Origin of the sequence: Methanoregula sp. (assembly GCF_052325125.1) — an archaeon.
Classification (GTDB): Archaea; Halobacteriota; Methanomicrobia; order Methanomicrobiales; family Methanospirillaceae; genus Methanoregula.
The window spans coordinates 1-14,779 of record NZ_JBKQWO010000017.1; the positions used below are offsets into that span (position 1 = coordinate 1).

The 14,779-nt window shown below is 51.4% G+C and carries 14 protein-coding genes; 3 read left to right on the forward strand and 11 right to left on the reverse strand.

Going from position 1 to position 14,779, the window contains the following annotated elements; all coding sequences use genetic code 11:
* The 3 genes from ACLQMU_RS03910 to cbiQ form a co-directional block, all read right to left on the reverse strand.
* The coding region (locus ACLQMU_RS03910; protein ID WP_443673553.1) for a DUF3821 domain-containing protein at positions 1-1,406 on the reverse strand (1,406 nt) is incomplete at its 3' end.
* A 266-nt stretch (positions 1,407-1,672) separates the two neighbouring features.
* Complete coding sequence (locus ACLQMU_RS03915) at positions 1,673-2,515, reverse strand: energy-coupling factor ABC transporter ATP-binding protein (RefSeq protein WP_424039032.1); 843 nt, start codon at positions 2,513-2,515, stop codon at positions 1,673-1,675.
* Positions 2,516-2,536: 21 nt separating this feature from the next.
* Complete coding sequence (gene cbiQ / locus ACLQMU_RS03920) at positions 2,537-3,478, reverse strand: cobalt ECF transporter T component CbiQ (RefSeq protein WP_443673554.1); 942 nt, start codon at positions 3,476-3,478, stop codon at positions 2,537-2,539.
* A 402-nt stretch (positions 3,479-3,880) separates the two neighbouring features.
* On the opposite strand from cbiQ, the gene ACLQMU_RS03925 reads away from it, so the two are divergent.
* Positions 3,881-4,090: a TOBE domain-containing protein gene (locus tag ACLQMU_RS03925; RefSeq protein WP_422149470.1), complete on the forward strand. Its 210-nt coding sequence runs from the start codon at positions 3,881-3,883 to the stop codon at positions 4,088-4,090.
* 873 nt (positions 4,091-4,963) lie between these two features.
* On the opposite strand, the gene ACLQMU_RS03930 is transcribed toward ACLQMU_RS03925, so the two are convergent.
* Positions 4,964-5,422: a hypothetical protein gene (locus ACLQMU_RS03930; protein WP_422149471.1), complete on the reverse strand. Its 459-nt coding sequence runs from the start codon at positions 5,420-5,422 to the stop codon at positions 4,964-4,966.
* 260 nt (positions 5,423-5,682) lie between these two features.
* Between ACLQMU_RS03930 and nikR the strand changes: the two genes are divergently transcribed.
* Positions 5,683-6,105 (forward strand): nickel-responsive transcriptional regulator NikR, encoded by a 423-nt coding sequence (gene nikR, locus ACLQMU_RS03935; protein ID WP_422149475.1) that lies wholly within the window; start codon positions 5,683-5,685, stop codon positions 6,103-6,105.
* Between the two features lie 163 nt (positions 6,106-6,268).
* Here the strand turns inward: nikR and ACLQMU_RS03940 are convergent, their stop codons facing one another.
* The 6 genes from ACLQMU_RS03940 to ACLQMU_RS03965 form a co-directional block, all read right to left on the reverse strand.
* Complete coding sequence (locus ACLQMU_RS03940) at positions 6,269-6,898, reverse strand: FkbM family methyltransferase (protein WP_422149472.1); 630 nt, start codon at positions 6,896-6,898, stop codon at positions 6,269-6,271.
* Positions 6,899-7,229: 331 nt separating this feature from the next.
* Positions 7,230-8,420, reverse strand: coding sequence for an ABC transporter permease (locus tag ACLQMU_RS03945; RefSeq protein ID WP_422149473.1), 1,191 nt, complete (start codon positions 8,418-8,420; stop codon positions 7,230-7,232).
* Complete coding sequence (locus ACLQMU_RS03950; protein WP_422149474.1) at positions 8,417-9,097, reverse strand: ABC transporter ATP-binding protein; 681 nt, start codon at positions 9,095-9,097, stop codon at positions 8,417-8,419. Before ACLQMU_RS03950 ends, ACLQMU_RS03945 begins: the two co-directional genes overlap by 4 nt.
* A 14-nt stretch (positions 9,098-9,111) precedes the next feature.
* Entirely contained in the window at positions 9,112-10,425 is a 1,314-nt protein-coding gene (locus tag ACLQMU_RS03955; RefSeq protein ID WP_443673555.1) for a hypothetical protein, read from the reverse strand.
* Positions 10,426-11,193: 768 nt separating this feature from the next.
* Complete coding sequence (locus tag ACLQMU_RS03960) at positions 11,194-11,412, reverse strand: helix-turn-helix transcriptional regulator (protein WP_422149222.1); 219 nt, start codon at positions 11,410-11,412, stop codon at positions 11,194-11,196.
* Positions 11,402-11,893, reverse strand: coding sequence for a DUF2178 domain-containing protein (locus tag ACLQMU_RS03965; RefSeq protein WP_422149221.1), 492 nt, complete (start codon positions 11,891-11,893; stop codon positions 11,402-11,404). Before ACLQMU_RS03965 ends, ACLQMU_RS03960 begins: the two co-directional genes overlap by 11 nt.
* Before the next feature lie 109 nt (positions 11,894-12,002).
* Between ACLQMU_RS03965 and ACLQMU_RS03970 the strand changes: the two genes are divergently transcribed.
* Positions 12,003-12,287 (forward strand): hypothetical protein, encoded by a 285-nt coding sequence (locus ACLQMU_RS03970; RefSeq protein WP_422149220.1) that lies wholly within the window; start codon positions 12,003-12,005, stop codon positions 12,285-12,287.
* A 210-nt stretch (positions 12,288-12,497) separates the two neighbouring features.
* Here the strand turns inward: ACLQMU_RS03970 and ACLQMU_RS03975 are convergent, their stop codons facing one another.
* A complete protein-coding gene (locus ACLQMU_RS03975; RefSeq protein WP_422149219.1) occupies positions 12,498-14,660 on the reverse strand; it encodes a SpoIIE family protein phosphatase in 2,163 nt (720 codons plus the stop codon).
* Between the last annotated feature and the right edge of the window lie 119 nt (positions 14,661-14,779).

Below are 14,779 nucleotides of genomic sequence, written 5' to 3' on the forward strand. Positions count from 1 at the left end.
CCGAAGTCCTGCTCGGTACGGATGGTGTACTGCTGTGCCTTGGTCCAGTTGGTCGTCGAGAACTGAACGGTTCTCGTGCCGGTCTGGTCGAGGGACACGTTGGCATACTCGAAGGTACCGTTGCCGACTGCGGCAGAGTTGGGACCGGCGGAGGACATATCGCTACCGTGAGCGACGTTGCTCCAGATGGATATACCGCTCTGGAAGATGTAGCCACCGTTGTCTGCGAACGGGTTGTACGGAACGAGCGCGGCGGGTGCACTGTTCGTAGTAATTGGGTCAAACTGGACTCCTGCCTGATTCGGGGTGATGTACGGCGGCTGGTTGTTGTAGCTGCCATCCATGGAGCTGGTGCCCTTAATCCACAGGTGGTAGACTTGGTAGGGCTTGCCCGTGATCGTGACCGAGAACGGTTTGCTGCGGACAACTGAGTTCACGTTCGCTGCGAGCGCCACGGTGTTGGATGAGATGGTGACCGTTGCGGGCTGGCTGTCCGTCTTGCCGGTGTAGGTTGCGCCACCGTTCAGGTAGTTATCGTACATTCCGTTAAGGTCGGACTGGACATCAATCGTGTACACACCGGCCGGGTAGGCGCTCTGGCCGCTTGGGAGGAGTGCACCGGTCGACCAGTTGGCCGCAAGTGCGGTATTGGAAGTACCGGGGGTCTGCCCGTCAGTAGTACCCCAGAACCAGACAGCGGAGGTTACATTCTGCTGTACAAGGGACGCGATCGGCACCGTAGCGTTGCCGGTATACAGTGATTGGAACGTGCTCCCGGTGGGACCGACCAGATTGATATCCATGTTACCGGTGCTGACCGGGGCATCTGCTGATATATCATTCGTACGAAGGACTGGACTGTTGATTGCCGACTGGAGGTTCGTGTTGATACGGAGCGCCAGATAATCTCCCTGAATCGCTTTTCCATTGGTGACCGTTGTTCCGGTAGAAAGATCCCAGACATCGACAACGATGCTCGGGTCTGCAACGATGAAGAACGGGCCAAAGGAAGTGTCGCCGAAACCGGCTCCGTATTGACCTGTTTGGTTAACAACGTACCAGTTTGCATTGCCGCTGGCGACCGATGTGCCAAATGCAGCAGATGAAATGTACACAGAGTTATCAATACCCGTACCATTCAGGGTAAAGATCGCGGAAGGGGATGTGGTTGCAACATTCGCTGCAGATGCCCACCATCCAATCTGCTTCGGGGGATAAGATGCGCCCCTCGAAGTTATATATGCCTGATCAGCGGGCGTTACGTTCAGTTGCTGTTCGCCAATATACACTGTTGCGCCCGCGTTGATCGTGTTGTTTACGTCAGCATAGGTTGCCGATACCGGCAGTACTGCAACGAGAACCAACGCGACAAGTGCAATCAGTGCAATCGTTAATCGCTTAGTCATTCGTTTTCCTCCAAATGTTACATCATACATTTCAAGCCGGAGAGCCGTTTTGGCATTTGCCGAATAACGATTCTGCGAGCCCCATACCCGTTTAACCGGAATACAGTAGGATGTTTGCAAAAGAGTTAATATATTTTTTGTGATTTGTGATTAAATAATCTTTACAAGTTCATACAAAATTAGAATTTTTTTATACCAATATATCTGGATGGTGGAGACGTAAGCAAGGAACCGGTGTAAAAGAGAGAGTGGGAACGGTACTAAAACTACTCAACTACCGAAAACCCATGCACATGATCATGCTCCTGCGTGTGGGCATGAAGGTGCTCATGGAGAACTTTGCCGTGACGGTGCATGTGCCGGTGGATAAGGTTGGCAGACATCAGCAAGTCTTGGTTGCTCATGACGCTAGCGCAGTCAGAATCCACTTTTATCGTATGGTCTTCCCCGACCACAATGGCACGGGTGCTGATCTGTTCGACAATGTCGAGGTCATGCGTGGCCGTAATAATGGTCTTACCACACCTGGCGAGATCCTGGATAAGCTCAATCAGCCAGATCTGGCTTCTTGGGTCGAGACCACCTGTGGGTTCGTCAAGAAGCAGGACATCGGGATTCGTCGAAAGTATCGATGCAATACAGACCTTCTTTTTTTCGCCGCCGCTCAACATGTGGGGCGCCCGGGTCCGGAGGTTTTCGATCCCCAGCATCGCGATAACCTCTTCCGTGCGCTTCTGAACTTCATCAGGAGGCAGGTCAAGCTGGAGCGGACCAAAGGCAATTTCGTCAAAGACCGTTGAAGAGAAGAGCTGGATGTCCGGGTTCTGGAACAGGAAACCCACTTTTTTCCTGAAGAACCGGGCATATTCGTTGTCTTCGAGAGTATCGAATACTTCTTCTTTTATCGGGATTCCAAACGCATAAAACTCTCCCGATGTAGGGTAACTCAGTGCATTCAGGATTGAAAGGAGTGTAGATTTGCCGCTTCCGTTGGCTCCAAGAATAGCGGTCTGCTCCCCGGCTTTGAATGACAGCGTCACATTCTTGAGTGCTTCAAATCGTTGTATGTATGTATAGGATACATCGTACAGATCGAATATTGTCTCCATTGTGTGCCTCGTCTATACTTGTTATATCCGTACCAGGTTCTGGGATACAAGTATCAGGAATATGCTAAGTGCAAACACACTCACGCAGGCCACGTAATCCCGCCGATGTATGGAATAGCGGTGCATAATTTTGATATCCCCGTTGAATCCCCGCGATATCATGGCCTGATGCACCTTCTCGCTCATGCTGAGTGCTTTTATAAGGGTATAGCCGATACGATTTCCCACCCATTTCTGTTCCTCGATCATAGGTAAAGGTTTGATGGACCTGCTTTTTTTTGCCGTGTAAAAACCCCTGACCGTATCGGCAAAGAGGAAAATATACCGGTAGCACATGTCCATCGTAAGGACATAGACCTTGGGTACTTTGAGCGAGCGAAGGGATTTGAAGATCAGGTCCCGGGGCGTCGTGAGAAACAGGAGAACTGCCGCTGAGACGCAGGTAGCCACGCGCAATACGAAGGTCAGCGCAACCATCACTCCCTGAGCGGTAATGGTGATGACCGACGGCAGCGCAAACGGGCCAAGGTGCGCGTTGGAACCTAGCGTTGCAATTGTTATGAGCGTATCACCTGGCGTAAAAACGTTGAAAAGAATAGGGATCATGATGATCCCCGCAAATATCGGTATAAAAACCCAGACGCGCTTAAGGAAGAAACCTATTTCGACCTTACTCAGGTATGCAAAGATGAGAGTCAGAACATACACGATTGCAAGGAGCCGGATGTCGTGAGTCATTGCCACGGCAAAGATGAGGACAACCATCGATACCAGTTTTATGCGGGGGTCCAGGCTCTGCAGCAGGCCTTTGCGTTGGGCAATGCTGTCATTTACCAGGCACTCCTCAAAAAACGTAAAGAGTTGAGAGATGGCCTTCTGGACAAAACCCTTCTTTTTGCCGACACTTACGGTACAGCAAGCGCAGGGGCCGATTTCGATCTTCTGCATCCACTCAGGTATCATAGGATTTCCTGTCCAAGGTCTCTCCATACTTTCCCAAAAAGCAGGAACATCAGGGGGCTTGACCTTCCGATGTTGTTACGATTATAATATATAGTGATATCCAGTAGTTAAAAAGCATTGGTATTTGTGATTGTATTTGATCAATACATACAATTGTAGCGAAAAGAATACAGGTATTTGAGCAAATGTAAAAAAAATCTGTACTAATTTATTTGACGGAATTTCATGTCTTCCGGAAAAAAAGCCGGAGGTACCCGCGTGCGCCTCCCGGCCCGGACCTGGATGTGAAGCCAGTCTTTTGCCGGGTGTCCCTTACATTTCAGCGAGTGCCTTCAATACTTTTTGTTGGGCGTATCGTAAAGTACTTATTCTTACCCTCGCCAGTTCCCTATAGTGAGAACTATGAAGATCAGTGCACGGAATATTCTGAAAGGCACCGTAAAAGCGATCACACCAGGAAGCGTCAATTCAGAAGTTGTCATCGAGCTTCCGGGAGGACAGGAAGTTACGTCCATCATCACGAAGAAATCGGTTGCATCGCTCGGGCTTGCTGTAGGTAAGCAGGCGTATGCTGTGATCAAGTCCAGCGAAGTCATGATCGCTGTCGATTAACCTTTTTTTAGACAAGGATTTCAGGGCCTTGAGGACCTATGCATTTGATTCGACCTGTACCGTTCTTTGAGTAGAGATAATATATGAGGACCGGATTCCCCGAAGGCTAACGTAGCATTAATCAAAAAGATTGAACGGATGGGCGTACTTTTGAGGGAAATACCCGTATTTTGTTTACGACAAGAATTTTGCAAGATTAAAACCCCTCCGCGTGTGGCACCAGACGGATATGGCCATCCAGCCCCGCTCTTCCTGGTTTTACCGTTTAATGCCATATCCCTGTGAGTATTTTTAGTAGGGGAAGGGTGGTGGATGATTTTTCGGTATATCACCGATATCAGGATTTCAATATCTGTCCATAATCCCGGCCCATTGTCGAGCTTTTCTTTTCAACAGATTATACATTACTTTTACTTAACCTTATTTTAAAGTTAAAAGAAAACAATTATAATGTTATATGATCAACAAAGAGTTGTCCCTTTGGGAAGCACGCCAAAAGGACACATGCACACACACAGATAAGACATATTGAAATCTCGCTTGGGACAGCAGATTTGTTTATTAGAAAAAGTCAACGGCACCGGCCAACCGCACGTACGACCCATGAGCTTCGTCATATCATCCTCCATTGCGGCCCGGTGCCAATATCTGCCGGGAAACACACAATCCGGCGGTATTTTTTTTACAGTGATCGTTGGTCCGGTTGAAACGTTTTGATCCCGGACATACTATCATGGGTGATCAAAAGTCATTTTCACGACCCATGAAAAAAAATCAACTGTTTTTCCGGAATTAAGCAGCCGGTAGTTTCCTTAAAAATACCTGAAAGGAAAATTGTCGGGCAGGCTTCTTTTTTGCGGACTCTTCCCTTTTTCATGCCATGTGAGTTTCGCAGGCCGCAGAAACAGCTGACATCTCGACGGCCTCTTCGGGTTGTGGGTAGCGTTTTGCGTTCTTCTTCCTGGCAAGCCAGACCAGGCGCCCATCCACAAATCCGAAAGACTCCATGGAGATAATGTGAACCGCCTTTGGGATGGCCGAAACGTTTGCTGCTTTCGGGACGATCAGGTACTGCCCATTCAGAATCTTTCTGGTTAAGGAGGCCGCCACTGCCTCAAGCGCCAGCATGGATGGATCTTCATCATAGGAGACCGCAAGGGCCATGGCCTCTTTCCTGCCCCGTACCTCCCGGGAAAGGACGCAGGTGATATCACGTACGCAGGGTGACGGAACCTGCCGGCATTCCCAGCCATCGCATTCCTTGAAATGTGTACGTATCTCTTTGTACGCAAAGATCTGCATAATATCATGTGCTGAACCCATGTTGATCATTTCAGAATTAGAACGCTCAATCATATAAGTTTTGTTAAAATAGTTTATTTTTGATATTATTAAATAAAAAAAGTAAACTCTCTGATGAAGATTAACGTATGAAATAATCCCGGATCTGATGAAATCACTTCACAGATACGGGATTCAAGAGGAAAATTATGGATTATGCCATCCTTAAGATCTTACAAAGTATTACCGGACTGCCCGGTTTTTCAAAACCTTAAAAAGCAAGCAACAATGATATTCACATGACTGATCTTATGACCCTTGACAATGATCTCTCCCGCATCGGGATCTCACTTCCCAAAAACCTGCTCGACCGGTTTGATGAAATTATTAACGCCCGGGGATACTCCTCCCGATCTGAAGGCATCCGCGATGCCATCAGAACCTACATCACCTACTACAAATGGATGGCAGATGTCAAGGGCGAACGCGAGGGTGTTATTACAATGGTTTATGATCACGATCAGCGCGGTCTTCTTACCACCATTACCGACGTCCAGCACGAGTATCACGAGATCATCAAGGCATCACTCCACTCCCATGTGACCCACACCAGATGCCTGGAAGTGATTCTCGTACACGGCGACGGCTCACAGATCAAGGCACTTGCTGAACGGCTGATGTCCCAGAAAGGGGTCGAATCGGTGAAACTCACCACGATACAGATCGAAGATTGAGAACCGGGATCATATCCTGCTTTTTTCATATTCCGGACATCCCCGGGCAATACTCGTTGTGCCGGCAGCTCTTTCCCGGACAAAGCGCCGTGCCAGTTGGCATGAAGGCTGCAAATGGAAAATACCTGTTTTCACCGCCATAAACACGGTCGATCCCGCTGAATTACTTTAGTGTTGCGTGCAGGATTCCCATTACGCCAAGGGCGGAATTTACCGGTGATCGATCGAGAGAGAACGTGTACCGGTTCCCTATGTACTCCAGCAGGGCAGGGTTGGGAGGCCCGCTGATGGGCGGGATGTGCAGTTCCATCTCTATCCTCCGGATCCCGTCGAGATCCCGGGGCTGAATCAGCCATTCCGCCCCTTCACAATCGCATTTCAGAAAATCACACCCCCCGGCCATTCCGATGATCTTTTTAAGGGAGTACGTAGGTGACATCACGCGGCATTCGTCCCACACTATCTCGACCGGCTCACCGGTCCCGAGCGCTCCTCTGATGACCAGCACGCCCGCGTGGTTAAGAGCCACGTTCTCTTCCAGAATATCGGTTGTCACCGGCTCAACTGCGACCACGTGCCGGGAGAATCGGGCGGCACGGAGGCAGAATGCGCCGACATTTGCCCCGATATCAAGGACATGATCCTCATTTCGAATATCATCGAAACGATATTCAGGCACGTCCATGATCTGCCGGCAGGGTGCGGCACACCGGTGGAACCGAACCTGGTCATGGGAAATTACGTGTCGTGGTCCAGGGCAATCCGGCGAACAGCCTGATCCTGGCAGCCTCATGGTAAAGTCTCCACGCATTGCATCTTCATGAGTCTGAGGGTTTCCCTACGTATTGAAAAATTGCCCGTCCAATCTTATCGTGATATCCCGTCGTTTTCGCGGGCGGCCGATTTATACCGGCAACATCTGTCCCCCCTGTTTTTGTGGCACCCACTGCAAAGTTATCCGTGCGGGCTCACAGTGTGCGCCGGAGGGGATGCAATTCCTGATCCCCCGCACGCACAAACACACGCAGGAATAATACAGGACTGCATTGTGCCGGCGCCACCCTGCAAAAAGATGCAACAACTACCGGTTTACGCTCACGCATCCCGAAAATAAAAAAGATGAACTATTCGCTCCTCAGTGCATCGATCGGGTCCATGTTCGAGGCCGCCCACGCAGGGTACATCCCGGATGCCACGCAGACCACGACACCGATGACCATACCATACGGGATATAGATCAGGCTTGCCGGCTGGAAGAAGTACTGCGTGGTACCGATCATGGCGTTCACGACCGAGTACCCTATGACAAAACTCATGATTCCACCCACCACCGCGCCGATGATACCGAGGATAAGCGCCTCGTACAGGAACATCCGGCGCACTTCGCCCTTCTCCGTCCCGATCGAGAGCAGGATACCGATCTCCTGCACCCGTTCCTTTACCGACATCATCATGACGTTAAAGATGCTCACTGCAGCAACGACCAGCGATATCCCGCCGATTGCCATGATGAAGGTAGTAATCGTGCCAAGCGTGGCGGTGATGGTGGATAGCCGGGAACTGGCATCGGATATCCGCACCACGTCGCTGTTCCGGTTCACCTTCGCATTGATAGCGGCTTCAGTCTGGTTGATGGTATCGACATCCTGCACGATCACGTTCACCTGGTCGTACTGATCCAAACCGCCGAAATGATCGGTATACCAGGTATCGTCAACAACCATTCCATTATCCACATTGACTCCGTCGGCCGCAATGCCCCGGGCCGCAAGAATACCGGCAACCCTCACAACCGGTCGAGTGACGGTTGCACAGTTTTGCCCGATTTTTATCGTACTCCCGGGAACGAGGTTGAAGTTACTTGCGATGGTTGCACCGACAAGCACATCGCTGCCACGGATATTTGACCCTTGAGCTATCGTGAGGAATTTCGGGACGTCTGCAGGATCAAGTCCGTAAATTGTGCCGCGGCCATTCTGGTCTCCGACAGAAAACTGCGTACTCGTATGGTGGATAGGCACCACATCGTTCTGTCCTGCAGATCCTTTGATATCGTTGAGTGTGCTCGAATCAATGGTGCTTGACTGGGTGGCAGCCCCCAGACCGGTACTTATTTTTACTACATCGGAGGTGAGCATAACGGTATTGACATTTGCCGAGAGCTGGTCCTTTACCGAGAGCTGCATATTGGTCCCCAGCATTCCCATCGATGAGATGGCAACGACCCCGATCACGATCCCGATGGAGGCCAGAAGTGATCGCAGGAAATTCAGCCGGACGCTCCTGACCGAGAGATCGAAGAAGATATCCTTCATGATTCCACGATCCTCCCGTCCGCAAGCCGGATCGTGCGCTGGGCGTACTCGGCAATCTTGGGATCATGCGTCACGATGATAACCGTCTTTCCCTTCTGGTGCAAATCGCAGAGAATCTGCATGATCTGGAGACCGGTCTTGCTGTCGAGATTACCGGTAGGTTCATCGCAGAGAAGGATTTTTGGATCGTTGACCAGTGCCCGTGCAATGGCGACACGCTGCTGCTGTCCCCCGGAAAGCTGGTTGGGCCGGTGGGCGCCCATATCGGGATCGATGCCCACCGCACGGAGGTAGTCAGCAGCCCGTCCTGTCGTGTCCCGCTTTTTGTACTTGAGGATGAGCGGGTACTCCACGTTCTCGAATGCGGAAAGAAGGGGGATGAGATAAAATTTCTGGAAGACGTACCCGATGATATCCCGGCGCATATGGGTCCGTTCGAGACTTGACATCATTGCCACATTTCTGCCGGCGATATAGAGTTCCCCCGAGGTCGGGACGTCGAGAATGCCCAGCTGGTTCATCATCGTTGATTTGCCCGAACCGGACGGCCCCATGATCGCCACAAATTCTCCCTCCGCAATATCGAGAGATACGTGATCGAGCGCAGTAAAGTCGCCACTCTCCAGATGGTACGTCTTCGTGACCTCAGTAAGCCGGATAAGTGGCATATCGCTCATGGATGATCACCAGATCACTGTTTCCTGAATTTCGCAAGGATCCATTTCCTCTTCACATAGAGTATTATTGCCGCGATAACGACAATCATCCCGATTATTACCGGGTAGAATGAACTCAGGCCGCCGCCCCTGCTGCCACCGAAACTGAACAGGCCGCCACCGCCTCCTCCACGATAAGCGCCACCTGCTCCAGCTGCCGAAGCCGCCCCCGTTCCACCCAGAGTGCCGGACCCTCCCGAACCGCTGCGCGTGCCGGCTGTTCCCGAAGATGCGAGAGATCGCAGATCGAAGGTCTGCACGTTGCTCAATGTATTACCATTGCCATCCTTCCATGTGGTCTTGATCGGGATGGCCGACAGATCCGGACTGGTAAAGGTGAGCGTGAAACTGGAGAAGTCGTTGGATGTGAGGGACCCCACAGCATAACTGGAATAGGGTTCGACAGGTGTTGCCGGTGCCCCGAGGGAGACAACCATCCCGTTTGCATCCGTGATTCCCGTGTTCGTCACGTCGCCCGTCAGCTGGTATGCCCCGTCAAGGACGGTAAGCGCCAGATCGTTTACAACGGTGGATGCTGCAGTTTTGCTCGAACCAATAGTAAGGGGAAGTACGACAGTATCCGAATGCGGGTTCTGGGTGTTCTGCCCGTTGCTGTACTGGATGCTGAAACTAATATTCCCGGCCTGGTAGGGGGTAATAGCAAACGGGACATTCACGGAGCTGCCGCCTGGTATCGAGGCGATGAAAGACTGGAGGGGGCTGATCCCGACGCCCGATGCCTGGGGCGTGATAATGACATTGCTGATGGCTCCGACCCGGGGATTGGTGATCGTCAGGTTGACAGTATCCGTGTTGTTGATAGCAAAATTATCCGGTTTCTGGGAAATCACTTCCTGGACCGGTGTTGAATCGATCTGGACTTCGATGGGATAGTCGATGCTTCCTGCATCTCGGGATGCGAGGGTAAAGAGAGGGTAATATATCCCCGCAGGGGGTTTTGCAACAACGTGGAAGGTGAACGTCATCGTGTTCCCGGGCCCGAGATAGATCATGGACTGGTACGGGTTGTGGATTTCATCAGTGAGATAGACGTTCGAATTGAGGATGTCCGCATCCTTGAATGCAACCTCCTGGGTTCCGCTGTTTGTCACCTGGACCGTGATGGTTCCCTGTTCATAGGGAAAGAATTCCTGCGGATCAACCGTGACGGAAGTGACTGAAACGGTAGAAAGGGCCTGTTCAGGAGTCAGCGTTGTTGTCGATGCACTTACAGAACTTGTTCCGGAAGTACTACTGGTCGTGGCCGCAGCACTCGCAGCGCCCACCATCAGACAAATCATCAATATTCCCATGAAAGCAGTGTAAATCTTCATAAATCACTCCAGTTTTTACGTATAACAGAAACATAACATGACTGCCGAAAGAGCACACCCATGATTATACCATACGTACATTATAGATTGTGCCATAGCCGGACATAAATGAAACCTGAATGTAACTTATATTTTACTTATTGTTATTTAATTGATACTGCACGTTATAAAAAGATTTCTCAAAAACCAATCGGGCGATATCCGGATCAGGGATAAAAAAGCACGGGCGGGTGAGATACGCAAGGAGGTCTGACAGGAAAGCGCGCAACAGCATGTGGTTATATCAGATGGCTGACGGTGCCGATTGACAACGTCAGGATGCAGAACACGGCGAGCACCGCATAGTAAAGTACCGGGGCCTTCATGATGAAACCTGGCAAAGATGATTTTCGGGGGATCCAATCCCACAAAAACAACAATGTAATTTAAATTAGACATTTTGTAATATAAACTTTAGTATTAGTGAGGAATGCGATTCTTTCTGCCCTGATCCAAGAAATATCTGGTGTGGTGATCACCACAACCCGGGCATATGTACGGGCAGACCCGGACATGTCCGGCACATCCTTCGCAGGGGATAAAACGAGGAGTATGGCATCAAGTCAGCGGAAAAGAGCCTCATCGCGGGGTATTTTTCTGACATTGCCCCTCATGAACATATAAAAATGTCCTGTTCAGGACGCCAAAAAAATGTTGGCGGGAAGACGGCACGCTCATGGTGCATCAGTCGATATCTACGGTCCGCACTCCCTCTTCATAGGAGAACACCTCTTCGATGTTCACCTTAAAGTGGCGAGAAATCCTGAATGCAAGATCCAGGGAGGGGACATACTTTCCTTTCTCTATGGCAAGGATAGTCTGCCTTGTTACACCAATCGCCTTTGCAAGATCTTCCTGCGTAAGATCCTGCATCGCCCGGTATACCTTAATCTTATTCTTCATCGGATTCCCATTCCCCGAATTTTTTGGCATAATAAAACCTGAACCCGACATACAGGAAGATCATCAGACAAAGAAACCCCAACTGGACGTACCCAATCGTTTTCAGCGACATAAGTTCCAGGGGCACGGGCTGGGTCCGGCGATCCAGCCAGAATTCGCGGGTAAAGCGGGGCATATAAAGCAGGTTCATCACTGCCATTATTGAAAAGGCACAGAAACACACCCAGAAAACCTGAAGGGTCCGCATGGCCGCCTTTTCGGTGATCCGTGCGCTCCGTTCATCCTCGATAAAATCTTCGACCCTGCGATATACCAGGTAAAGAAGCACAACTCCGACCACAAATGCGATCATAAAAAGAACCGGAGTAAAGGTTTCAACCGAATACCACAAGATTGCAAAAAGGGCAAGCGCGACAAACCCGATGATCAGATAAAAGATATTTTTTTTCATGGCGTCCCCTATGGTAAGAATTTTACACATGCCGTGATATAAACATGAGCATCCCTCTGCAGGCATTCGGGGCAGGGCTTATTTTTCGCCGGAGGGATTTATTACAAGGATTTATATCGGCACATTTACCATGCATTTTATGAACGGAAAAACCACTACGCCCAGTGTTTTACGGCTTGCGGCTGCAGTATTCCTTGGACTCATTGTTGGATTCATCCTGTTTTTAATAGTGGCACTGTTTATCGGGATGTTCAACAACCTGATGGGCATGAATATACCGGTCAGATTGGATTTTGCCGAAAATATCATCAGTGCCATTCTGCTGGCGGTCTTTGTCTTCGGGTGTATTGCCGCGTTCTGCTGGAAGGTCTGGACCACGCCACCCACTGAAGAGGAAGAAGAAACTCCTGCACCAGAAGAGTAAGCCAGAACTATCCCACGTGCCTGTGCAATCGCCGGGAGGAAGTCCTTCCCTGTGCTCCGGGCAACAGGAATACGTGGGAATCTGCCTTTTTACCATTTTTGGGCCATTATCGGGAGTTGCCGGATTTCTCTTCCAACCCTGATAACAACGTTCCTTCCTGCCGGGCGTATCCGTATCAACAGGGCCCCGGTATGCCCGCGTCGATCCGGATCAGGTCCGGGGCAGCACCCGGATCACCACGAGCGTAATATCATCCGACTGGGGAACGGGGCCGGTAAACTCCCGGATTTCGGCAATGATCCGATCCCGGACCTCGCCGGCTGACAGGGCACGGGATTTTTTGGCGGCCTGCACCAGCCGGTCTTCCCCGAATGCAGTGTACCGGGCGTCGAAGGCTTCCGTTACCCCGTCTGTGTACATGATGAACAGGTCGCCGGGTTTCAGCTGCACGTATTCCGGGGTACCCTTCATGTCCGGGATGATACCCATCGCGATCCCGTGCTCCTGCAGAAATACTGCCTCACCGCTGTCCCCCCGCACTACGAAGGGTGGGTTGTGGCCGGCATTTGTACAGGCAAGAGTAAGGCTCACGGGATCTAGAACCGCAGAAAACACCGTGACAAACATGCTGGATGGAGAATTCCGGGCAATCATGAGATTTGCCGTGCTGAGTGCTGCCGATATGTCAGTTGCACTCTCGAGACCTGCCCGTATCAGCGTCCGCGACATCGCCATGAACAGTGCCGCGCTCACCCCCTTACCGGAAACATCTGCGATCACAAAAGCCCACCTGCCGTCACGCACCGGGACAAAATCGTAAAAATCCCCGCCGACTTCCATTGCCGGAATCATCACTGCCGAGATATCAAAGCCGGGGATCTCCGGCATTTTTTCGGGCAGGAAACTGGTCTGGATGCTCCGGGCGATCTCCAGTTCCTTTGCGTACCGTTCTTTTTCAGCAGTCGTCCTTTTGAGATTCTCAATATTTTCCCTGAGGGCCCCTGCCATGGTATTAAACGAACGGGCAAGATCCTCGAACTCGTCTCCCGACCGGATCTCCACCCGGTAATCCAGGTTCCCGTCACCCAGGGCCATCGCCCCCTCTTTAAGAGTCGCAACCGGACGAGTGATCACGCGGCTGAGAAGAACGGACACCAGGAGCACGAACAGGAGGATTGCAACAAAAAGGACAGAGAATACCGTCTTTAGCCGGTCGGTCTGGGCAGTGATATGTATCCCGGTGTCCTGTGTAGCGTCCGCAATCTTGCCGGTAAATTTTTCAACCGGCCCGTTGATCTCGCTGACCGGTAATGATATTGCAAGGCTCCAGTTCATCGAACTGACCGGCGCATAGGCAACGTATGTCTCAGTCCCGTTAAACCGGACCGTTTCTATACCGGTCCTGCCGGCAGTCATATTTGTCGCTACGGCAATGAGGCCCGGATCTTTGCTCGAAAAAGCATTCTCCGGGCCGAACGGTTCGTTCCACCGCACGTTTCCCGCAGACATCCCGGGATCGCTGATGACGTTGCCGTTCTGGTTAAGAAGAACCGCATATCCCTCTCCGCCGAGCGCCTGGCCGATGAAATCCTCGTTAATCGTTTTTGTCGACACATCGGACCCGATCACCCAGTGACCATAGGCCGGGCTCAAAACAGCCTGCGAGCAGGTCATGATCAGCCCGTTGTTGTCCGCATCGACGTACGGTGCATCCGACCAGACCTGGGTTTCCTGCGCTGCTGCCTGCACATACCATTGGCGTGTCCGTGGATCGTAATCCCGGGGAAGGGTTCCCTTTCCCGGGTAGATCAGGAACATCCCGGAATCGGTGGCGATATAAATGCTTGTCATATCATCATCCGAAGTGTACACGGCCTTAAGGGCACCAGCGAGGCCGGTAAGGGTACGTGCCTCTTGTGAATCGGATGTCGCCGTCGATCCGGGCGCAAAATAGAGCACCGCACCTGACAGGGGATTTGGCGGCGGGTCGTTCTCCGGATAGGCCGGAGTGGAAGAGATGACCGGGGCATTGCGCTGGAACTGGGCAGTCTGGGCTGCAAGAATGTTCATCTCGGTATCGGTATCCTCAAAAAGCACATCCGTGAAATTTGCCTGGTCGGATGCGACGCGGACAAGGTACTGCTCCCCAAGGGAGAGCAGGGCAGTGGAACTGTCATTGACCACTCCTGCACCCAGCGCCTGGCTGCTCCCCTGTGCATAGGATCCCACATCGGTGATCGCGGAAAACGCAAAATAACCGGTGATTGCAAGGGCGGCAAGGGACAGGGCCAGGAAGAGAACGAGGATCTTCACCCTGACGGTGAGCGCAATTCTGGGACAGGCGGGGAGGTTCATGGGGGATACCGCTGGCATACGCCGGGATATTCTCATAAATGTCGTGATCGGTAAAAAGTGCATCTCTTTTTTACTGCGGGCTCCCGGAACAAGTCCTGCCGCACCACGCCGATACCGGAACACGGGGATTTTTAAAA

What these genes read in the sequence shown, in the direction of transcription:
- ACLQMU_RS03915 (WP_424039032.1), bottom strand. Translation starts at nt 2,515, where the DNA reads ATGGAGACAATATTCGATCTGTACGATGTATCCTATACATACATACAA.
- cbiQ (WP_443673554.1), bottom strand. Translation starts at nt 3,478, where the DNA reads ATGATACCTGAGTGGATGCAGAAGATCGAAATCGGCCCCTGCGCTTGC.
- ACLQMU_RS03925 (WP_422149470.1), top strand. Translation starts at nt 3,881, where the DNA reads ATGAAGATCAGTGCACGGAATATTCTGAAAGGCACCGTAAAAGCGATC.
- ACLQMU_RS03930 (WP_422149471.1), bottom strand. Translation starts at nt 5,422, where the DNA reads ATGATCAACATGGGTTCAGCACATGATATTATGCAGATCTTTGCGTAC.
- nikR (WP_422149475.1), top strand. Translation starts at nt 5,683, where the DNA reads ATGACCCTTGACAATGATCTCTCCCGCATCGGGATCTCACTTCCCAAA.
- ACLQMU_RS03940 (WP_422149472.1), bottom strand. Translation starts at nt 6,898, where the DNA reads ATGAGGCTGCCAGGATCAGGCTGTTCGCCGGATTGCCCTGGACCACGA.
- ACLQMU_RS03945 (WP_422149473.1), bottom strand. Translation starts at nt 8,420, where the DNA reads ATGAAGGATATCTTCTTCGATCTCTCGGTCAGGAGCGTCCGGCTGAAT.
- ACLQMU_RS03950 (WP_422149474.1), bottom strand. Translation starts at nt 9,097, where the DNA reads ATGAGCGATATGCCACTTATCCGGCTTACTGAGGTCACGAAGACGTAC.
- ACLQMU_RS03955 (WP_443673555.1), bottom strand. Translation starts at nt 10,425, where the DNA reads ATGGTGGGCGCTGCGAGTGCTGCGGCCACGACCAGTAGTACTTCCGGA.
- ACLQMU_RS03960 (WP_422149222.1), bottom strand. Translation starts at nt 11,412, where the DNA reads ATGAAGAATAAGATTAAGGTATACCGGGCGATGCAGGATCTTACGCAG.
- ACLQMU_RS03965 (WP_422149221.1), bottom strand. Translation starts at nt 11,893, where the DNA reads ATGTGTAAAATTCTTACCATAGGGGACGCCATGAAAAAAAATATCTTT.
- ACLQMU_RS03970 (WP_422149220.1), top strand. Translation starts at nt 12,003, where the DNA reads ATGAACGGAAAAACCACTACGCCCAGTGTTTTACGGCTTGCGGCTGCA.
- ACLQMU_RS03975 (WP_422149219.1), bottom strand. Translation starts at nt 14,660, where the DNA reads ATGCCAGCGGTATCCCCCATGAACCTCCCCGCCTGTCCCAGAATTGCG.